This is a genomic window from Acinetobacter sp. YH1901134, assembly GCF_013416965.1.
In the GTDB taxonomy this organism is placed as follows: Bacteria; Pseudomonadota; Gammaproteobacteria; order Pseudomonadales; family Moraxellaceae; genus Acinetobacter; species Acinetobacter amyesii.
The window spans coordinates 535,463-557,666 of record NZ_VPEW01000004.1; the positions used below are offsets into that span (position 1 = coordinate 535,463).

General features: G+C 39.5%; 19 protein-coding genes. 6 read left to right on the forward strand and 13 right to left on the reverse strand.

Annotated features, from left to right (window positions below):
- The first annotated feature begins 133 nt into the window (after positions 1–133).
- Positions 134–850 carry a tRNA (guanosine(46)-N7)-methyltransferase TrmB gene (gene trmB, locus FTV50_RS06480; protein WP_180023891.1) on the forward strand — a complete coding sequence of 239 codons (717 nt, stop codon included), beginning with the start codon at positions 134–136 and terminating at the stop codon, positions 848–850.
- Between the two features lie 104 nt (positions 851–954).
- On the opposite strand, the gene FTV50_RS06485 is transcribed toward trmB, so the two are convergent.
- From FTV50_RS06485 to FTV50_RS06510, 6 genes are all read right to left on the reverse strand, one after another.
- A complete protein-coding gene (locus FTV50_RS06485) occupies positions 955–2,562 on the reverse strand; it encodes a GMC family oxidoreductase (RefSeq protein ID WP_180023892.1) in 1,608 nt (535 codons plus the stop codon).
- A gap of 223 nt (positions 2,563–2,785) precedes the next feature.
- Positions 2,786–3,469 carry a class I SAM-dependent methyltransferase gene (locus FTV50_RS06490; protein WP_180023893.1) on the reverse strand — a complete coding sequence of 228 codons (684 nt, stop codon included), beginning with the start codon at positions 3,467–3,469 and terminating at the stop codon, positions 2,786–2,788.
- A gap of 62 nt (positions 3,470–3,531) precedes the next feature.
- Entirely contained in the window at positions 3,532–4,308 is a 777-nt protein-coding gene (locus FTV50_RS06495; RefSeq protein ID WP_180023894.1) for a Rossmann-like and DUF2520 domain-containing protein, read from the reverse strand.
- A 225-nt stretch (positions 4,309–4,533) separates the two neighbouring features.
- The gene (locus FTV50_RS06500) at positions 4,534–4,746 is read right to left on the reverse strand and encodes a hypothetical protein (RefSeq protein ID WP_078193638.1); all 213 of its coding nucleotides are present in this window, start codon (positions 4,744–4,746) and stop codon (positions 4,534–4,536) included.
- 332 nt (positions 4,747–5,078) lie between these two features.
- Complete coding sequence (gene pepN, locus FTV50_RS06505; protein WP_180023895.1) at positions 5,079–7,688, reverse strand: aminopeptidase N; 2,610 nt, start codon at positions 7,686–7,688, stop codon at positions 5,079–5,081.
- A gap of 353 nt (positions 7,689–8,041) precedes the next feature.
- Positions 8,042–8,317 (reverse strand): hypothetical protein, encoded by a 276-nt coding sequence (locus FTV50_RS06510; protein ID WP_180003034.1) that lies wholly within the window; start codon positions 8,315–8,317, stop codon positions 8,042–8,044.
- 494 nt (positions 8,318–8,811) lie between these two features.
- Between FTV50_RS06510 and FTV50_RS06515 the strand changes: the two genes are divergently transcribed.
- From FTV50_RS06515 to thiM, 3 genes are all read left to right on the forward strand, one after another.
- Positions 8,812–9,075 (forward strand): hypothetical protein, encoded by a 264-nt coding sequence (locus tag FTV50_RS06515; RefSeq protein WP_078193641.1) that lies wholly within the window; start codon positions 8,812–8,814, stop codon positions 9,073–9,075.
- A gap of 149 nt (positions 9,076–9,224) precedes the next feature.
- On the forward strand, positions 9,225–10,382 hold the full coding sequence (locus FTV50_RS06520; protein WP_180023896.1) for a hypothetical protein: 1,158 nt from the start codon (positions 9,225–9,227) through the stop codon (positions 10,380–10,382).
- Between the two features lie 11 nt (positions 10,383–10,393).
- A complete protein-coding gene (gene thiM, locus FTV50_RS06525; RefSeq protein WP_180023897.1) occupies positions 10,394–11,263 on the forward strand; it encodes a hydroxyethylthiazole kinase in 870 nt (289 codons plus the stop codon).
- Positions 11,264–11,362: 99 nt separating this feature from the next.
- On the opposite strand, the gene FTV50_RS06530 is transcribed toward thiM, so the two are convergent.
- From FTV50_RS06530 to FTV50_RS06540, 3 genes are all read right to left on the reverse strand, one after another.
- Entirely contained in the window at positions 11,363–11,914 is a 552-nt protein-coding gene (locus tag FTV50_RS06530; protein WP_180023898.1) for a hypothetical protein, read from the reverse strand.
- A gap of 19 nt (positions 11,915–11,933) precedes the next feature.
- The gene (locus tag FTV50_RS06535; RefSeq protein WP_180023899.1) at positions 11,934–12,662 is read right to left on the reverse strand and encodes a hypothetical protein; all 729 of its coding nucleotides are present in this window, start codon (positions 12,660–12,662) and stop codon (positions 11,934–11,936) included.
- 379 nt (positions 12,663–13,041) lie between these two features.
- A complete protein-coding gene (locus tag FTV50_RS06540) occupies positions 13,042–14,562 on the reverse strand; it encodes a transporter associated domain-containing protein (protein ID WP_180023900.1) in 1,521 nt (506 codons plus the stop codon).
- Positions 14,563–15,179: 617 nt separating this feature from the next.
- Here FTV50_RS06540 and FTV50_RS06545 point away from each other — a divergent pair.
- Positions 15,180–15,644: a MarR family winged helix-turn-helix transcriptional regulator gene (locus FTV50_RS06545; protein WP_078193646.1), complete on the forward strand. Its 465-nt coding sequence runs from the start codon at positions 15,180–15,182 to the stop codon at positions 15,642–15,644.
- Between the two features lie 20 nt (positions 15,645–15,664).
- Here FTV50_RS06545 and FTV50_RS06550 read toward each other — a convergent pair whose 3' ends face one another.
- Positions 15,665–16,324, reverse strand: a complete 660-nt coding sequence (locus tag FTV50_RS06550) for an SOS response-associated peptidase family protein (protein WP_111885089.1) — start codon at positions 16,322–16,324, stop codon at positions 15,665–15,667.
- Between the two features lie 38 nt (positions 16,325–16,362).
- On the opposite strand from FTV50_RS06550, the gene FTV50_RS06555 reads away from it, so the two are divergent.
- A complete protein-coding gene (locus tag FTV50_RS06555) occupies positions 16,363–17,349 on the forward strand; it encodes a hypothetical protein (protein WP_180023901.1) in 987 nt (328 codons plus the stop codon).
- Between the two features lie 76 nt (positions 17,350–17,425).
- Here the strand turns inward: FTV50_RS06555 and FTV50_RS06560 are convergent, their stop codons facing one another.
- The 3 genes from FTV50_RS06560 to FTV50_RS06570 form a co-directional block, all read right to left on the reverse strand.
- Complete coding sequence (locus tag FTV50_RS06560; protein WP_180023902.1) at positions 17,426–18,868, reverse strand: aldehyde dehydrogenase family protein; 1,443 nt, start codon at positions 18,866–18,868, stop codon at positions 17,426–17,428.
- 111 nt (positions 18,869–18,979) lie between these two features.
- Entirely contained in the window at positions 18,980–19,456 is a 477-nt protein-coding gene (locus FTV50_RS06565) for a hypothetical protein (RefSeq protein ID WP_180023903.1), read from the reverse strand.
- Positions 19,457–19,545: 89 nt separating this feature from the next.
- Positions 19,546–21,708, reverse strand: coding sequence for a malate synthase G (locus FTV50_RS06570; RefSeq protein ID WP_180023904.1), 2,163 nt, complete (start codon positions 21,706–21,708; stop codon positions 19,546–19,548).
- Positions 21,709–22,204 lie beyond the last annotated feature (496 nt).

Genomic DNA, 22,204 nt, shown 5'->3' on the forward strand with positions numbered 1-22,204 from the left:
TACATGGCAAATGCTCAGCACGGCTCCAATCGGTAAGATTGAGCAAAAAGCGGATTTATTCACGGTAAAAATTTGACTTGTGTATCTCAGGACTTAAAATACGGCATTCGAATTTTTTACATTTGCCAAAGTTATGTCGAACGATCAATTAGACCAGCACGCAGTAGATCTGGATAACCTGAACGAACACCGTGAAATCGTGACGTTTATGCGCCGCTCTGCGCCACTTAATACTTCGCAACGTACTGCGCTGGAACAATATGGTCATCTAATTTTGGAATATCCTGTTGGGGATTTGCGTCAGCATTTTGAGCACCCTGAACGCCCATTAACTGTTGAGATCGGTTTTGGTATGGGGCGTTCTTTGGTACTGATGGCAAAAGCAAACCCAGAACGTAACTTTGTCGGCATTGAAGTACATGTTCCGGGTATCGCTCAATGTGTGTATGAAGCAGGTCTTGCAGGGTTAACTAACCTTCGAGTATTGGATGCTGATGCCATCCAAGTGCTACGTGAAATGCCAGACAACAGTATTAACACTGTGCAATTATACTTCCCAGATCCATGGCAGAAGAAACGTCATTTCAAACGTCGTTTTGTATCTCATGACCGTATGCCATTGGTTGAAGAAAAATTAGAAATCGGCGGCACATTCCACTCAGCGACTGACTGGGAACCGTATGCGGAATGGATGATCGAAGTGCTTGAAGAACGCCCACGTCTTGAAAACCTTGCGGGTAAAGGCAATAGCTACCCTCGTCCAGACTGGCGTCCACAAACTAAGTTTGAACGTCGCGGAATTGAAGCAGGCCATAAAATTAATGACTTCATCTTCAAAAAAGTATATTAATTTTTGAATGAAGCAAAAAACCACCGTTAGCGGTGGTTTTTTTATTTCTGTTTTATTTTTAGATTTATCTTTGTTGTATCAAATCATATAAAAATGGCTTACATCTAAGCTACTTGTGATTGGAGCTGACTTTGTCGAATCATATCCACGGCTTTTTCAGCAATCATCATTGTCGGCGCATTGGTATTGCCATTCACCACAGAAGGCATGATGGAAGCATCGACGACACGAAGGTTTTGAATGCCGTAGACTTTCAATTCAGGGTCAACCACAGACATCTCATCTACGCCCATCTTACAACTACCGACAGGGTGATAAACCGTATCCACACGCTGACGTAAGATTGCACGTATATCATCATCTGTTTTGACCAGTGAGGTAAATAAATCTTGCTGATAATGACTCGATAAAGACGGCGACATCATCAATTGCTGCGTCAACTTAAAACCTTGTACCAAATCTTCTAAATCCTGTTCATCCCCTAAAAAGTTTGGATCAATCAATAATGGATCATTGATACTGGAACCACTTAGTTTGATCGTGCCGCGACTTCTTGGATTGAGCAGACACACATGACACGATAAACCATGGCTTGCATGAAATTTCCGTGCATGGTCATCTACTAACGCCACGACAAAGTGTAATTGCAAATTTGGAATGGCTAAATCGGGTGAAGACTTTAGAAAACCGCCACATTCTGCAAAATTTGAAGCAATCATACCCCTTCGTTCCTTACGATAGCGACTGATCTGCTTGAACATATCAATTGAATTAGGTAAGGACATGCCAAATGTACATTGGTATTCTTTGACTTTATAACCAAAAATGAAATCGGGATGGTCGTGGAAGTTCTTTCCTACACCCGGTAAATGATGTTTCACTTCAATGCCATGCGCTTGGAGTTCGCTCTGGTCGCCTACTCCAGACAACATTAAAATCTGCGGTGACTGCATCGCTCCGGCACTGAGTAAAACCTCCCGTCTGGCTTTTAGGTGTTTCATTTGCCCTGCATGTTGGACTTCAACACCTGTGGCCACTTTATCTTCTATAATGATTTTATGTGTTGTGGCTTTGGTCAATACCGTTAAATTTGGTCGGTTTAAATGCGGAAACAAATAAGCACGCGCCACACTACAACGCTCTCCATTGATATGTGTTACCTGATAAACCCCTAAGCCTTCTTGTTCTGCGCCATTAAAATCATCGAGAAATTTATGGCCTTGTGCACGAGCCGCTTCGGTATAGCGTTGATGGAAAATATTGTCACTTTGTACATCTGTGACGGACAGAGGGCCGTCATTACCGTGGAATTCATTCTGTATTCGGTTGTTATTTTCTGAGCGAATAAAATATGGTAAGACCTCATCATATGACCAGCCAGTATTTCCCTGTGCCGCCCATTGATCATAGTCATTTTTATGTCCACGAATATAAATCATGGCATTAATACTCGATGAACCACCAAGGCATTTTCCACGTGGTTGATAGCCTTTACGACCATTCAAGCCAGCTTGAGGCACAGTTTCAAAGGCCCAATTATTGATCTTGGTCGGCAGGCTCACCACGCATGCAGCTGGAATATTGACCGTCCACTGATCACCTTGTCCACCTGCTTCTAGCAAGCACACAGATATATTCGGATCTTCACTGAGTCGTGCAGCCAGTACGCATCCCGCACTTCCGCCACCAATCACAATATAATCAAATTCCATTTTTCACATTATTTTCATCCAATTGATTCTTTTTATAAATGCACAATAAGTGATTTAACGCTGACTGAAAAGTTTCTTTTTTAAAATAATGAGCGCCATACCGAGCAAGAAAAATGAGACTATTGATCAAAATTTTGATGCAAGTTTCACTCATGCAACGTAGTAACTATATCGATGAAAATGATCGATAAACTTAATACACTCAAACTTGGTCTTTATTCTTTTAATCCATAGCCGTTTTAAATGCACTGTAAGCTGCATAGCTAAAGATTTGACTGAAACAATAGATTTGATCAAAGCCTATTTCCGTCAGTAAGCTTTGATAGTGCTGCTGGCTAATCAGTTCAAAATCATCTTCTAAACGCTGCATCATTTTTGTCGCTTGCGCAGCAGATAAACCTTGCATTTGGCAAAATTCAGGCAGGACACGCTGCTCAAAATTCGAATGAGTTTGCATCAAGTCAAAACTTAAAAAAATGCCCTGCGGTTTAAGCAGTTCAAATGCTTTTGCTAAAAAATTCGTTTTCTCTGACAACGCAATGAAATGCGTCACCAAGATACTCAGCACCGCATCAAAACAACTTACTTCCTCAAAAGCAGTATGACTGCCCAAAACAAAATTGACGCGATGCAACTGTCCAGCGGCTTCAACGCGTTGCTGTGTTTGATTCAGCATATTTTCAGACAATTCTGTAACGGTAAATGACCATGTTGGATTCAAGGCCATGAGATAACCCAATTCATAGCCCGTCCCACATCCAATAATCAATATATGGGCATCTTCAGCGATATGGCAATTCAACACCGCCTGAATTTGTTGATGGACAAGTTCATAGCCGGGAATTAATTTTCGTATATGTGCATCATAACTTTCGACCACTTGTGGGCTATTAAAATCTTTTGCCATGTAACATCCTGTTTGACATGTATGTCTAAGCTAATAAATATTCATTATTCTATATGGATTGTTTATTTCTGATGATGCCCAAGAATCTGCTGACTCAGCATTTCATAGACCGCTTTCAGATCGACTTGATCAGCTTGCTCAAGCATATTGGCATGCATCAACATGATATTTTGATCCCCACGCATTGCAGGACCTGTTTGCATGTTACGTGGTTCAGCCTGAGTAGCTTTATTGGCTGTCTCTAAAATCAAAGGATAAAGCAAACTAAAATCGACATTTTTTGCATCGACAATCTGCTTTGCCATGTCATAACAATAATTACTAAAATTACAGGCAAACACCGCAGCAAGATGCAGACTCAAGCGCTGTGCCGAATCATATTGATAAACCCTTTGGCTAATGCTGTTTGCTAAATCTGTAAGTGTCGTCAAATCTGCAGAGTCGGCCGCTTCTACAAAGATCGGTGTCGACATCCAGTCCACATCTCGATCTAAACTAAAGGTTTGTAAAGGATAAAACACCCCTGCTCGCGAATGCTGTTGGGTCAGTACCGTGATATTGGTGCTACCTGACGTATGCACAATCAAAACTTGTGGCAGATAGGCTTTGACTTGCTGAATAACGGTTGCAATCGATTGGTCGCTCACCGCAATGATCAAAAGATCAATCTCAGCATTCAACTTAGCTGGGTTATGAATGGCTTCTGCACCTACTCTGGCTGCAAGTTTTTCTGCATTATCAAGATTTCGCGCATAAACTTGCACAATGTGATGTTGTGGATGAAGCACATTGAGCAAATGATTTGCAACACGACCTGCACCCACAATACTGATTCGCATATAGTTTTAACTCATTTTGGATGGCTACAGCATGTCAGGAAAATATCCGACGTGCAAATCGAGTCGTATCGATAGAATGATTTATTTTCAATTCTTTACATCAGTTTCGCTCAGATAAGACAAAAAAGGGATGCGCTTCATCCCTTTTGCTAGACGTCAATCTGAGTCTGATTCGTATCTTGCCCATTTCAATCTAGACAATATCCACGATATACACTTTAGCTTTTACGATTTACCAATGATTTGATTCAGAGTCTGTAGGTATTGTTCTGCATCGCGGCGCGCATTGAATTTCTTTTCAAATACACCTGTGTTTTGCACACTATTGGGCGTGTATTCTACCGACACAACAAAGGTATCAAGCAAATCTCTATTAATCCGAATTGCAATAATATGATGTGAGTTTAAATAAAAACCTTCATCAACCTTAACTAACATGACCTGCCTCAAAAATCCCACATAATAAAATAGATAAAAAATCTAAACATTCATAAACTTGGATGCATTACCGCATACAGTCATTCATGTGTTAGACCTATTTTATTGTAACGCCATTATGTGATTTATATTGCAATTATTATGTAATTTAAATAAATTCTCAGAGAAAATTTTTGAGTTTCAGCCATCTAAACATAATTGATTTTCAATTCTAACTAAAGATTGGATAAAAAGACTGGATATAAAAAAAGCCTGCTGCCATAGCCATGGCAACAGGCTCATTTCAGTACGACTGATTTAAATCAAATCAATCGTACAGAGAGGTTGAATGATTAAACACTTAACATGCTATTTAAGGTTTCTGATACATTCTTCGATTTCACGACAGGTTTAAGCGCTTCAAGTTCGGCTTTGACTTCACTACGCTGCGGCTCTGCCAACGTGTACCAACGGGACAAAATTTGCAGTAACCGTGAACCGACAATTGGATTTTTCTCATCGAGGAATTTTGCTAATTCAACAATATGCTGCACACCAAAGCTCCAAGTGTTGACAGGATTGCTATTTAAGCCACCAGTAACCGCACGAATACGGTTCGGCACTTTCAAGTCATAATCAGGATGAGCAGTCAGTGCCTTAATGGTTTCCGCAGTTGCTTTCGGATGTGCCGCTTGCAACATAAACCATTGGTCCATCGACAAAGCTTCATTTTTAAAGCGTGTATAGAAGGTTTCTAAAGCTTGCTGTGCTTGTGGTGCATCATTCCAAACCAATACTTTTAAAGCACCAAGACGTTCAGACATATTGCCTGTTGAGCTGAATTGTTCATAAGCCAATTCAAATACAGAAGCATCACCTTGACGTGCCATCATACTCAACATGATGTTTTTCAATGCACGAACACCCATAGCTTGTGAAAACTCTTTCTGCGCATCTGGGTCTAAAGTTGCATAAGTCTCTTTAAAGAATGAACCTAGCTCACGTGCCACACGACTTAACAGTGCTTCACGCTGTTCTTGCACTTGGGCAGGACTGTAGTCGGTATCAATACGACTACCTAAATAACCCTCTGTCGGTACATCGAATAAACGTGAAGCAAGTAATGGATCACGCTCAACCAATGCTGGTAATGTATTTTGTATAGCTTGGACATAGATGTCAGCATCATGGCCATTTAACAAAATACGTTCTAACAAGGTTTGGCTGGCTTGCCATTGGTTAAAACCATTCGGCTCGTACTGCATCAGGAATGCAAGCTCTTCATCTGAATAGTTAAATTCAAGATTAACGGGTGCAGAGAAGTTACGCAGTAAAGACACAACAGGCTGGTTTTTTACACCGCTAAATGTAATCGTTGCAGTATCGGTATCAAATAAATACACGCCATCTTTGATGCCATTTTCAACCAATGCATCTGAGCTGAGAACTAACTGTTCACCACTCGTCGCATCAAACAATGCCAAAGCCACAGGAATAGGCACAGCTTTTAAATTTGGATATTTCGGATGCGCTTTTAAGCTTTGTTTCAAGCTTAAAGTATAGGTTTGATTTGCAGCATCGTACTCACCTTTTGCTTCAAGTTTTGGTGTACCCGGTTGGTTATACCAAATCAAGAAACTCGATAAATCTACACCTGATCCCGCTGTTAGTGCTGCTACCCAATCTTCAACAGTCACGGCTTGACCATCATGGCGTTTGAAATATTCGTCTGTACCTGCGCGGAATTTTTCTTTGCCCAAAAGTGTTGCCATCATGCGGTTAATTTCCGCACCTTTTTCGTACACTGTTGCGGTATAGAAGTTATTAATTTCAACAAAATGATCTGGACGCGGTGGATGTGAAAGCGGGCCTGAATCTTCTGGGAACTGATGTGCTTTTAACACAGCAACATCATCGATTCGTTGTACCGCAGCAGATTGTAAATCTTCTGAGAACGACTGATCACGGAATACCGTCAAACCTTCTTTTAAGCATAGTTGGAACCAATCACGACAGGTAATACGGTTACCTGTCCAGTTATGGAAGTATTCATGTGCAATCACAGACTGAACGCGCATGATCGCAGCATCAGTGGTGTATTCTTCATCAGCAAGCACACAAGAGGTGTTGAAAATATTCAAACCTTTGTTTTCCATTGCACCCATGTTAAATGCACTGGTTGCCACGATCATATAATTGTCTAAATCATAAGGACGACCATAATGTTCTTCGTCCCAACGCATCGAATGTTTTAAAGCTTCCATGGCAATATGACATTTTGGAATGTCTTTTTCTTCTGCATAGATTTCTAAAGCAACATTACGACCTTCAGACGTCACATAAGTGTCTTTAAGTACTGCCAAATCACCAATCACACAAGCAAATAGATACGATGGTTTTTTGGTTGGATCTTGCCAAACGGTATAATGACGACCTTCACCGGTTTCACCCGCTTCAATCAAATTACCATTGGCAAGTAATACAGGAAATTTTTTATCCGCTTCAACACGTGTGGTAAATACCGATAGCACATCAGGACGGTCAGGATAATAGGTAATTTTACGGAAGCCTTCAGGCTCGTTTTGGGTAACGAATAAATCGCCTGCCGCTTGGTACAAGCCTTCGAGTTGAGTATTGCTTTCAGGATGAATCACGACTTCGGTTTCAATGATAGCTTGCTCAGGTGCATTTGAAATCACCAGTTGTTCTGCATCTACAACATAGGCATCTGCTGGCAAAACTTGACCATTTAAGCGAATTGATTTGAGTTCCAAATCACGACCCAATAACACCAAATCCCCAGCCGTTTGACGCTGCATCACTAATTTTGCATTTACATTGGTATGCTTATCAAAGACTTGAATATCTAGATCGATACTATCTACGACAAATGATGGTTTTTGATAATCTTTTAAATAAACAGTTTGGTCTGCTTCGACCACTGGATTTGCCGCAATATTCATATCTCGTCCTATTCCTTAGTTATTGCTTCATCAGCTTTTTGAACACATTGTGAATGACTTGATCATACGACAAGATGCATAAGCTGTCTTCGCATTTACAATGATTTATATATGGGCTCAGCGCATGTTGTTTTCAATCATCTTTATTGAATAATTTAAAGGCTGGCACATATTTTCGCCATGTTTAAGCAAAATAAATGCCTGAGTTGAGCACAGCTACTTCAATATGCAAATTTTATATCTACCTCAAATAAATAAAGCACCTATATACTAGACAGAGAAAGTACAGGTGCTTAATCCATCTGTACGTTCAAATTATTGCGCTCAAACTTACCTGCTTAAGACTTAGAGGATTATTGATTTTCGAAAATTAAATCGAGCGCGCTGTCATAGTCTGCAGCAAAGTAAAATTGAAATGCCGTGACTTTTGAGGTGAGGAATTGCTGAATTTCTTCCGTCGCACCCGCCACATAAATTTTAGATACTTGATGTTGCTGCGCCAGGCCAAGTAACTCGATCGTCTTTTCCAGTGTTTGATCATGCCCAATAATCAGCGCACCAACCGTACCCTGTGGCTGCTTATATAATTGCATACGGGTGATATTGCTGTTTTTAAGTGCGTCTGACATATGTATTCCATACAAAGAAAGGATAAAAAAAGATCAAAACCTTTAGAAATCCAGCTGAATCATGCTGTGTATCAAGTTCAGTAGATTCCGCTTGGTTTCAATCCTAGAAGCCTAGATCATTAGAATTATAAGCTCAATATATACAAATATACTTTTCAAATCCAATCGCTTAGGTGATTCCTTCCAAAAAGCACCTTAGCTCTCGAATCATATCAATATTCTGATTTAGATTTGATTGCATACTTCTGTTTAAACCATGCACCAAGATGTTTCTTTTTCAACAGTTTAAGCATTTTGAGAATGCATTAGACATAGCCATACGCATCAATATTATTTTGTTACTTTTAAATTAATAATTTATTTTCAATATCTTAATAAAACAATATGCCGTTTATCTGCTTTAAAATGTCTACTCAAAACATTTGAGCATGTGTTTTGCATCTACTTAATTGCCAAAAGCAAAATATTCAGGCTAAAACAAAAAGAGGTGCATTATGTTTATTAAAGAACACATCATCCGTATTGAAAATATGAAGACCCTGCAAGCGCTTGATGCTGCAAATATCGATCATCAGGTAATTGCAATGTTTATGACCTGCGAAGGGATCCCACTCAAAGCCTTTGAGGTCAGTTCATTACTTAATTCATATAGTGCATTAGGCACTAAAAAAGTCGCGTCTAAAAAAGTGCAAGCCTTAATACAAGCCAAACAACTTGGAGAGGAGGACGAATCGATCCCATGCCCAGCCGCCTATTAATAATCCATTCTGACTAAAAGCTGCATCATCACTATGCAGCTTTTTTTATTTGTCGACATATCGCCTGAGCTGCCGCAACTGAAATTGCAAACCCGTCTTTAAACAGAGATGTGTATAATCAATTTAACCTTTCAAGAAACGCTGGCAACATGTTCAATATTCTACGCAAACAAATGGATGAAAGTACACAATGCCCGTTGTGTCGTGCATCAATGTATTGGGTAGATGCTGAAAAATTAGATGAGCAAGAATTTAATTTTTATCAGTGTAGCCACTGTCATCATCAAATATTTCCAGAACAGCAATACAACTGTCATTGTGAAAACTGTCAGGCTGCGCGAAAAAAACTACTGAAAGAAACCCGCTTACAAGAACATCGAAAACTCAAAAATAAAGATATCGTTGAACGTGAATTAAGTGAACTGAGTTTTTTACAGAAACTCTTTTTGCTGGCTTTATTGGATAATCACGTCCAAGAACATACGGCGCATCAAGAATTTATCGACTGGGACGCTATTAAGTATCACAACATCAGCCCGAATTATTTCTTCCAACAATCACTCAAAAAGCATCTCGTGCATGAGCAAATTTTGATTGTGAAAGATGATGCTCTACAAGCTGAACAGTATTATATCAATGTCCGTTTGGATGGATATTCAGAGCCCAGTCTTTTTAGCGTAGCGCAGCAACTCCGCCATTGGTTTTATGAAAATTTAGCCTTGGGTGTCCCGTTTAAAAGCGCTGACGAAGTGAAAGAATGTTTGTATCTCCTACTGTTTCAAGAAATTGTGCAATTTATGCAGTTTTACTGTAAGACATGGGGTATTCAAATTGCAGGAAATAAAAGCTTTCAAGTGTTCTGTTATCGCCTACTCGACCATTTAGCGGTTGGGCAGATTTACTATATGATTCAGTCAGCACTCGAATATCTACATAAACAAAAAGCCCTGCAAGTTCGTAATGAAAATTTCATTAACACCAATCTGTTAAAAAAGACCTTACAGCAATACCGTGAACGTGGCTTACAGGAAAAATGGGAAACCTTTACCCTCCCTCGTCCGCCACAACTCCCCTTTAGTAAAATGAGTGAAATTTTACTCTTTAACTTTTTAGGACTCGATGAAAGTATCTTTGTGCAACCGATACGCCATGCGTGGAAAAAAATCGAACCTCGCTTAAATTTTTATTCCACAAAGCGCTGCATGTACTGTGGTTCACAAGAACTCTCTGTCGATTATGATGCCGCAGATTATGTGACCCTGTTCTGCCGTAATTGTAAACATCAAGACCATTACTTCACCCGCTAAGGGAGAAAACGATGAATCAATCTGAAAATTTTGAAACGACCATGAACAGTGAATTGACTGACTTAAATAGCCCGCTTTTGCAAAGCGTCATTAATGCGTGGATTGAACTTCAATCCAAACAACCTTTGGTGCACATCATTACCAATGCAGTTGCGAGCAATTATGTCGCCAATGTCCTTTTGGCTGCGGGTGCTTCTCCTGCAATGATTGACAATCCCTTTGAAGCTGAAAGCTTTGCCTCGATTGCCAGTGCATTGAATATCAATTTAGGCACGCCAACGTCTGAACAAATGCAGGCCATGCAAATTGCTGCACAAACAGCACAAAATTTAAATAAACCTTGGGTGCTTGACCCTGTCGGTTATGGCCCCGTTTTGCCGTGGCGATCTGAAATGGTTGATCAATTACTCCAGTACAAGCCAAGCATAATCCGTGGCAATGCATCAGAAATCAGTGGTCTTGCAGGTAATCAAGGTGAGTCACGCGGTGTCGATAGCACGCTCAATAGTGCAGAAATTTACTTAAATGCTGCGCCCTTGTTAGAACACTGTGAATGTGTGGCAATTTCAGGCGAATCGGATTTCATCTTATCGAAAGAAATAAATGCGGTGATACAGATTAATGGTGGATCTTACTTACAACCCAAAGTGACGGCTTCTGGCTGCGCTTTAGGTGCGTTAACAGCGGCGTATTGCGCCGTGAGTGAAACGCTAACTGCTGGCACGGTCGCAGCACATTTGCACTTTGCGATTGCGGGTCAAAAAGCCTATGAAATTAGCTCAAGTGTCGGCAGTTTTAATGTTGCATTTTTAGATGAAATTTATAATCTCAATGAAGATGATTTCAATCAACTTGCCAACATACAAATTTATGCACTATGAACTACGATAGCTTGAGGAAAACAAAAACAGCTTGAGTAAAGGACTCAAGCTGTTCAGGGATTCATACTGTTTTGTACTAATTAATATGCGACAAAAAATTTACTGTGCCGTACTGTCACTTGCAGCATTGGCATCAAACATTTCTGAATCTTCGATCGTTTCTGTTGGATTACTCAAAATCATGTCGAGGTCATAGTCCCCTGCATAAACAATATTTTTGATTTTTGAACAGTCGCCATCACTCATTTCATAATTTAATACTTTGGCTTCATCACCAATTTTAAACTCAGCACGAACAACGTTTTTATTTTCATCAAAACTCAGTTTAGGCTGAACGCCTTTTTTCGAATCTTGCTGCGGATCTTGGCTATCCGTGAATATATCAAAATCCACATTACACACTTGTTGCGACTGCTTACAGTTAATTTCTGCTTGCATACGTTCCGCTAACGATGGCTCAAAATAGGCAGCAAGTTGATCTTTACTCAAAGCATGTAATTTCAACTCTTGGTCATAAATTTGTTTGACCAGTTTTTCCGGTGCAACACATTTCTGCGATTGCTCTTGTACTTTTTGCTCTGCAGGCTGACAAGCCGTTAAAAAGATTGCCGCACCGAAACCGAATAATCGATATATTGTCATTTGTCGCATAATACATCCATGTCCATCATTAAACTGCCCGCCCAACTGCCAGATTCATACTTGCTTCAAAAATGGTTGATACATTTAATTTACAAATACACATTAACCCCATGCCATCAAAATAATCTGGCACGTGCTGCATAAAAAATTGAACATGTTCATCAGATTTTTTCCGTAGCCGAACCAATTGCTCGGGCGTCACCTTCGGTAAATCACAACGATGAACAAAAATATCCTCAGCCCGATGCTGCACATCATGCTGACGGATTTTATAACTTTTTAAAACATCCGCATACTCAGTGGGCATCGGGGCACCGTGCCTTGGATAAAACTTAACAGAGCGCGAGGCAAATAATGTATATACCTTTGGTTGTGCCAATGTTGCCACAAACCACATCGGAATCGCTGGAAATCGAATCTGATGCTGCATTGCCACTTTAATCGCCGAGTTTAAGGTCAGGTTTTTCCGACGATAATCAACCAATACCCCTGCCCGTGAATTAAAAATAAAAATCGGCCGATTGTTATGCATAATTTTTAATATACGCACAATATTTTGCCCGATCAGTTTATCGTGCTCAAAATACTGAATGATTGGTAATGCAACAATATCGGGGTCATGCATGTATTGATAGAGTTGCTCAATCTTAGAAGTTGGGAAAATACATTGATCAAACTCCCAGAGCCGTTGAAACAACTCATGTTTTTCTTCAGTCGTGAGTTTACTAAAATCAATGATATTCTCAGTGATCGCCATACCAACACCCATTTTTTAATGGATTAACTTTGAATTTCTTCAAAGTACCTAGTTATAAAGTTTTCCGAAGCGGTATTTAAATGAAATAAAATTATTCATAGATCATCTATGATGATTAAAACCCCGAGTTAAAAATGAATCGCTATTTAACCTCATGCTTTTTTAAAACCAACCCTATCAATATTTCTTACTTTTGAATCGTTTTAGCCCTCTAAAAGCCCAAAAGTTGCAGCGTTTTTTGACTGTTACATCATGTAAATATAATACGTTTTAACATAGTGAATTACAGCCTCCTTGGATAGGATTTCTTATACTTTCTAGTCATACAAAAAAGACAGCTTCGAAAAGCTGTCTTTGAGTTATTTTTAAAATTTAAGCATTAAGCTTGGTAATAGATATCAACCGTTTTAATGCGGTTTTCATCCATTGCCGTAACTTTAAATTGGATGCCTTTAAAATCAACCACAGTCCCGACTTCAACATTGCCGTGAGTCTGATCTAAAATGAGGCCTGAAACACTGATATAACCATCATCTTCTTCGATCAAATCCAGCATTTCCAATTCAAGTTCTAACTGATACAGATCGAGCATGCCTGAAGCTTTCCAATGTTCATCATCGATTTTAATCAAATCAAGTTGTTCATCCGCATCAGGGAATTCACCAGCAATTGCTTCAAACACATCGAGTGGTGAAATCAGACCTTGTACCGCACCAAACTCATCCGTAACCAATACCAAAGAGCCTTTAGAAGTCCGCAAGGTATTAATCGCATCAATCACCTTCATTTTTTGGAAAATAAAGATCGGACGATGACGTTTAATCAATGCTTTTAGATCATCTTCACTGTCTAGAACATCAATAAGTTCTTTCGCGCGGACAATACTAATTACTTTATCCAAGCTACCACGACACACAGGGAATAAACTGTGCGGCACTGAAAGGACTTGCTCACGAATTTGCTCAGGTGTGTCATTTAAATCCACCCAAGAAATTTGATTACGGGGAGTCATGATCGACGCAACTGAACGCTCTGCAAGCGTCAACACCCCCCCAATCATGTAACGCTCTTCGTCTGCAAAGGTTTCTTGCGCCTGATTACCGACTTGATCAGCTTCTAAGCGCCCACCCATCAGTTTTAAAATACTGTCTGCAGTACGATGGCGTAATGGAATTTTCGCTTCGTGTTTTTGAGCATTGCGTTGACTAAACTGGTTAAAGGCTTCGATGACAATCGCAACACCAATACCTGAGTAGATATAGCCTTTCGGAATATGGAAACCAAAACCTTCTGCTATCAAACTAATCCCGATAAGCAATAAGAAGCTTAAACATAGGATCACGACGGTCGGATGTCGGTTTACAAAAGCCGTTAGCGGTTTAGATGCAAGTAACATCACTGCCATTGCCACAATCATTGCTGCCATCATGACATAAATGTTGTCGACCATACCGATCGCTGTAATGACAGAGTCTAAAGAGAAAACCGCATCTAAGACAACAATTTGCGCAACAACTGCTGTAAAGCTGGCATATGCCACTTTTGTTGTCACTTGAACTTCTGGTTTTCCTTCTAATTTCTCATGTAGCTCTGTGACCGCCTTATAGACTAAGAACAATCCACCGAACAATAATATGAGATCTCGACCAGAGAATGTCCAATCAAAAACGGTAATCAGGGGCTTTGTTAATGTGACCAACCAAGAGATTGCAAATAACAATCCTAATCGCATTAATAATGCGAGTGAAAGACCAAGTATACGGGCTTTGTCACGTTGTTCTGGAGGGAGTTTTTCTGCCAAAATGGCAATAAAGACTAGGTTATCAATCCCTAGTACAATTTCTAAAATAATTAATGTAAGTAAACCAACCCAGATTCCGGGATCTAACAAAAATTCCATTAGCTCTCTTCCTCATTCTGGATTGTAAGAATATCTTCAATCAGACCAACGCACGGCGACGGATCCATAAATTTAACCTGTGTAACTATAAACCATTCCATTATGCACAATCTTGCGCATTTGTAATGTATTCAAGCATATTTTTTCGCAGCAACAATATGACAAAATGTTAAAAACGCTGAATGTATTACAAATCGAATGGGCGATATAAAATACACATCTAGATGTTAAAACCTACTTTTTGAGATCTCCTCTTCCACTTTAAAAAAAGTATGAATTCACCTGACTTTTAATTAAATGTAATTAAGGACGCTTGTAATAGATTGTATGACAAATCTAATGAATTATTTATTTCTACCTTTTGGTAAAAAATATTAATATTCAATTCAAATTAAAAACTTATTTATTTTCACTACACTATCTCTATACCTAACCTTAGTTTTAATTTCTGTTAAGCATTTAGACAGAATATCAATATAATCTATTTAGATAATCTAAAAATGAGATATCTTCTACTTTCTATTTTTTTATTGTGAACTCTTGCTATTACCCTCTATTTTTCAATAGAATGTTAAAACATTAAATAAAATTAAAACAAATATTCAGGGGACTCCTTTATGACAAAAAAGTATTCAAAATTTTTACCATCCACCGATGACTTTAGTTTAGAAAATTTTCCTTTCTACTGGGTTACTCAGGTGCATTCACAATATGTTTTAAACGTCGACCATGCATTGAAAAAGTATGGCGTTGATAATTCACGTCGTCGTATCCTGCTCGCACTCAAGTCTAAACCTCATGCGAGTGTTTCGGATTTATCTGAAATGGTCGTATCTAAAATGTCGACCACAACCAAGATCGTTTATCGCTTAAAAGATGAAGGCTTGGTAGATACCTATTCTTGTGAAGATGATGCACGTATTACCCGGGTTGTATTAACTGATAAAGGCACTGCAATGACGCAGAAGATTAACGATCTAACGAATGTCGTTCTAGAGCAATCTTTTGAAGGCTTAACACCGCTACAAATTGAAAAAACCATGGAAAGCTTAAAGCATATCTTTAAAAACTTAGCTCGATAAGCATTTGCATCACCGAAATATCAATCGAAAATATTCAGTTGGGGACTGATTTTTTCGATTTTTATTTTGGGTGCGTGCGCACATTCAAACTCATCAACAGGAAAACCTTGTACAAAACTTTGGATGTTGGGTGATTTCCAACTTAGCCATTCCTCTAATCGCGCATGCGGAATCACAATGACCGAGCGCTTTACATTGCCCGGCTCATGAAAGTGTTTCATCATCTCATGCTGAATAGCATCCATCGTAATCATGGTACTTGAACGTACAATCTCGTCACCTTGTCTACAAATGTCATATAAGGCAGCTATATAAAACGCTTCTCCATCTTTGCGCTTAACACTCCAACGCTGCGGCTTATTATCGATATACATTGACTCATAAAATTCAGACACGGGTATTACGCCAAACTTACATTTTGAAATCGCATTAATAAACGTAGGCTTTTGATACAAAGTTTCATTTCGGGCATTATAGGTTTTAAGTGCAATTGATTTGTCTTCGGCCCATTTAGGCACCATGCCAAAATTCACTTTCCGCCACTCTAGCCCTTGTTCAGACTTAAAGAGTAGCGGCAAATCATAATTTGGATAGACTTCCTCAGGATATTCAAAGCTGATTTCAGGCAAGTTTTGAGACTTTAATTGCGATAAGGTAATCGGTTTGAAATTAGCACACATATTTGCCATAATCCGCAAAAAATCAATCTTTATAATAAATGAAAAATCTAGACCGAAGTCGCTTTATCGTCTTAATTCTAAGTATGTGCCTGTATCCAACCGCACATGCCGCAAAAGTCTCTGTACATACCGTTTCATTTCTACCTTTTAGTCTCGACGCGCTCTATCTCAACGAATATCCATTTAAACAAGACCTAATCAATGAGACTGAGATTCCTGCAGGCAAGTACCGCATTCAATATAAGCATTTTCGCAATCAGCAAATGATCAGTTCGAATCACTGGGTTACGGTCAAAAATCTTCCCACCACCCAAGAACAACAATTTTCATTGGTCATATTGCCTGATGGTGAAGTAATCAATGTCTCTGACTTTAAAATTACATCTCCAGAGATGTTTCCTGAAATCCGTTTTGCAAAACGTGCTCAAAATAGTTATCGCTTAATGCAAAATCAGCAAAGACAAAGAGATCAGTTTGGCGTGATTCTTCCTGACGTAGATGAAGCCCATACGACGGAATTGGAAGATCAATTTGGCTGGTTTACGGTGAACGCAGATGAAGGGCGTGTCAGGACTAATTGTACAGGCACGTTTAAAATCAATCCTCAAGATGCGCTCCCCTATTTCACTACTGCAAATTCAGCTCTTCAGTTTAATTATCAACAAGGAAACAAAATACATAACGCATATTTAGTGTTTAGTGATAACAATCCGCTTATTCCAATCGAAGATCGAACAATTCATGAGGCAACAGATTACAAAAATGGTTTGAAGTTTGATGTGTATATTCACAATATCCAAAAAATGAAAACCGAGAGTATTTCTTCTAATTATTCAATCTACAATTATAAGGTACAGGTCAAGCTATATATGACGGCCTTGCAGCGTAAACCTATGCTGTTGATGAATCACAAAATGTACTATCAGGATAATTGTTCAAGCCAAGATATTGGCTCTTTTCTCTATTACAAGACACGTTGGAGCCGTTTTTGGGACTATATTCTGCCTGATATTTCATGGAAATAAACTAAAAATGTCCTGCGTAACATTAGCTTCGGTGAAGTCTATTGCACAAGATAAAATAGACTTCAATTTGTGTATTTTAAGCAGGGAACGTTTGCCAATGGGTGCGGGTAAATTCCTCAAATATCCACTCACCATTAAAGCGACCAAGGCCTGAATTCCGTTCACCGCCAAAGGGTGCATTAGAATGATCCGCCACACTGATGCCATTGATATGCGTCATGCCTATATCGAGTTTGGCCGCAAACTCTCCGCCGCGTGCTAAATTTGAGGTACATACCGCACTCGATAAACCAAATCGGGTTGAATTCGCCAATTCAAGTGCATGCGCTTCATCTCGCGCTTTTAAAATCGGCAAGATTGGCCCAAAGCTTTCTTCTAATGCAATATCAGCGTGTGCATCGACATGAGTAAAAATATGCGGTGCAACCAATTGATCTTCAATACCGCCTGCATAGGCTAAAATTGCATCTTGCTGAATGGCGTTTTGAATAATGGTTTTTATTTTATCGACCTGCACCTTGTTGATAATGGGCCCTATGAGGGTTTCAGCAGCATTCGGATTACCGACCACGATGCTTTTTACCCGTTTAATTAATTTTTCAACATAAGCATCGTGCAAGGATTCATCCACAATCACTCGATTGGTACTCATGCAAATTTGTCCTTGATGCAAAAAACGCCCCATCACGGTCAGTTCAACGGCTAAATTTAAATCTGCATCATCTAAAATGACCAAAGGCGCATTGCCGCCAAGTTCCAGCGCTAAACGCTTAATCCGTGAACTTCCTAGCGCTTTCACCCCCACCTGTTGACCCACTTCAGTTGAACCTGTAAATGAAATCAATTTAGGTACAGGATGCTCTACAAAATAGTCGCCAATTTCACTGCCGCTGCCTGCAACAACATTTAACACACCATGTGGCAAATCCGCTTCTTCAAATAATTTCCCGAGTAACGTTCCACCTGTGACTGGTGTGTCAGTTGCAGGCTTCAGCACCACACTATTGCCGCAAGCAATCGCAGTCACCACAGAACGCATCGACAAATGAAATGGAAAATTCCAAGGGCTAATCACCGCAATGACACCCAAGGGTTTGCGCAAGACAAAACTCTTTCGACTCGGATCTTTACTCTCCAACTGCGTGGTTTGCATTTTTTCAGGAAAACTCAGCGATTCTTGGATAATGCCGAGCGCCGCATCAACTTCAATATTGGCTTTTAAACGTGTACTCCCAGATTCATCTATCAGCCATTGAATAATTTCTTCTCTGCGCTGCTGAATGGTTTGAGCTAATTTGTTGATAACTTGCTGACGTACTTTAATAGACTTGGTCTTTTCTGATTTAAATGCTGCTTCTGCCGCACTATAAGCACTGTCTACATCGACACTGCTGGCTGCCTGCAATTCAAAAATCTGTGCTTGGCTAAAGGGATTTATATTTTTGATGTGACGCGTTGAAGTCCCTGCTCGCCATTGCCCACCAATATATTGCAAATCTAATGCGGTATAAGCTGACATCGTTTCCATCCCATTTTTATCATTCATTCCAATGTAAAGGCTTCAGCATTGAAAAGCTATGAGAAAAACAGGATAAAACTTTATAATTAACTTCTTTTACAACCTTATACTTTAAACAGGCTGATGAATCTGCCGCATCGTTTTATAGATTCGCCAATAAATATAACAGCTAATGATGACTTCAAAACTTAGATCTTTAACTGTGGTGAGTTGCTCAAGCGCAGCCTCCTCCATGTTTAGGGTCAACATGGGTAACAGCCCTTCGACAACAACAGCGATCAAGATAAAGAGGACTAAACTCTGAATCGTCACTGGCAGATACAATGCAATAAAGCGTTTTAAAAAATCTCGGCCTTGCTCGCCGCCATTGGCTTTAAATATGGCATTCACCCAGCTGATCAGCAGACCAACTTGTAAAACAAACGAAGCCCAAGCTTCTGTAGGTTTGGATTCTGGGGTTAACATCAGTGCTAAGTAGCTAAAGAAAATCAATATTGAGCTGGCAATATAGTAGTTTTTATAATGGGTTTCAGAGACTTTATTCAGTCTTATATCATCCACCAACCGATTTACATTCCATAAATACATGGAGTTTCCTTTTTATTTTTTTTTGTCGACATTCTAACTTTCTCAAGCAATAAAAAAAGCCTCCGAAGAGGCTTTTTTTGATTTACAGATTAGTCACCTGTATAACCTTTTAATTTTAAACGGTAAGCATGAAGAAGCGGCTCTGTATAACCAGAAGGCTGCTCGCCACCTTTGAATACTAAATCATAAGCAGCTTTGTATGCATAACCATCAAAGCTTGGTGCCATTGGTGTGTAAAGTGGATCGTTGGCATTTTGCTCATCCACAACTTTCGCCATGCGCTTAAATACTTCTTCAACTTGTTCAGCAGTTACGATACCGTGACGTAACCAGTTCGCAACGTGTTGAGAAGAAATACGTAAAGTTGCACGGTCTTCCATCAAACCAACGTTGTTGATATCTAGTACTTTTGAACAACCTACACCCAAATCAACCCAACGAACAACATAACCCAAGATACCTTGAAGGTTGTTTTCGAGTTCTTTGGTTTTCTCTTCTTCAGACCAGTTTGTATCTGTCGCTAAAGGCGGCGTTAACAAGTCATCTAAAGATAGCGGCTGAGTATTCAACAACTCTTTTTGACGCTCAGAAACATTGCACTGATGGTAATGGATCGCGTGAATTACAGCGCCAGATGGAGACGGAACCCATGCACAGCTTGCGCCAGCTTCTGGATGCTCAATTTTAGTTTTGTACATATCAAGCAACATATCTGGTTTTGGCCACATGCCTTTACCGATTTGCGCTTTACCACGTAAGCCGGCTTGTAGACCGATCATCACGTTACGGTTTTCATATGCTGGGAACCAGATTTGAGACTTTACTTCGCCTTTACGAACGAATGGACCTGCTTCCATGAAAGTATGGATTTCGTCACCTGTACGGTCCATGAAACCTGTATTAATAAAGATCGTACGATCTTTTGCTTGTGCGATACAGTTTTTCAAGTTCACAGAAGTACGACGTTCTTCGTCCATGATACCGATTTTCAAAGTCTTCGCAGGTAGACCAAGCGCTTGTTCAGCACGCTCGAACAATTCAACTGCAAATGCCACTTCTTCAGGACCATGCATTTTTGGCTTCACGATATACATTGAACCTTTACGCGAGTTCTTAATCGTGTTTTCACCACGGATGTCAGCAATCGTAAGAAGCGGAGTAACCAAGGCATCCATGATACCTTCATAAATTTCTTCGCCATCGACAAGGATCGCAGGGTTTGTCATCAAATGACCCACATTACGAAGCAACATCAATGAACGACCGTGAAGCGTAGTTTCACCACCGATTAAATTTTTGTGCGTACGATCTTTATTTAATGTACGCGTGATGGTCTTACCATTTTTCTCGATTGACTCAGAAAGTGTACCTTTCATTAAGCCTAACCAGTTACGGTAGCCTTCAACTTTCTCTTCAGCATCAACTGCTGCAATTGAGTCTTCTAAGTCTTGAATTGTGGTTACCGCAGCTTCAAGAACTAAGTCTTTAACGCCCGCAGCATCAGTTGAACCAATTGGGCTCGTCGCATCAATTTCAATGATTACATGCAAACCATTGTTTAAAAGTACAATTTCAGTTGGTGCAGCTTCGTCACCATTAAAACCAACAAACTGAGCTTCTTTCGCTAAAGTTGCAGTTGAGCCATCTTTTAGGCTTACAACTAACTTTTTGCCTTCTACAGCATATTTAGTTGCATCTGCATGCGAACCATTAGCTAGCGGGAAAGTTTCATTTAAGAAGTTTTTAGCAAATTCGATAACTTTTGCGCCACGAGCTGGGTTATAGCCCTTACCTTTTTCCGCGCCGTCTTCTTCAGAGATCACGTCAAAACCGTAAAGAGCATCGTAGAGTGAACCCCAACGTGCGTTCGCAGCGTTTAAGCAGTAACGTGCATTACGTACAGGCACTACTAATTGCGCACCAGCCAATAATGCGATTTCTTCGTCTACATTTTCTGTGCTGATTTGGAAATCTTCTACTTCTGGTAATAAGTAGCCAATTTCAGTAAGGAAAGCTTTGTAAGCTTCGAGTTCAAATTTGTTGTTGCGGTGCCATTCATCAATTTTAGCTTGAATGTCGTCACGCTTAGCCAATAGTGCTTTGTTCTTTGGGCTAAGATCGACAACGACTTGTTCAAAGTTTTTCCAGTAAGTTTCACTGTCTAAACCTGAACCCGGTAGTGCTTCATTTTCGATGAAATCGTAAAGTTCTTTAGCAATCGCTAACTTGCCTTTTTGAATACGTGCAGTCATTGTCTTTCCTGATATTGCTATTTTTTATAACAAGAGATTCTAGTATACCCATTTATACTTTGCTGAATAGTACTATCACATTCCTAAATAATGATCATTTTCTATGTAATGAAATACCCTCATCATTCAACATAATAAAGATCAGAAATACGACGTCATCATCAGCCTGAATACCTTTTTACAGTGTATAAAGTTTTTGAAATGTCGAAATTAGACTTAAGTGCAGAATTTTGTTCTAAAACTGAACAAATAGACCCAAGCGTCAAACAAACTCACTCGATTAAGCCATGAAATGCTGCCAATGTCGATGCTACAACTTCAACCAATCAGTTTAAATTTAACGCTTTTATCGATGAATTATTAAACAACCCTTCTTCTTATTAAATGATGCTTTTATCTTCCGACCTCGCTTTTAAAGTCGATTGTTCGATCTATACTTTTTCTTATCTATGCATGTAATCTAAAACTAAAAATCAAAAAAAGAACGCCATCAAGA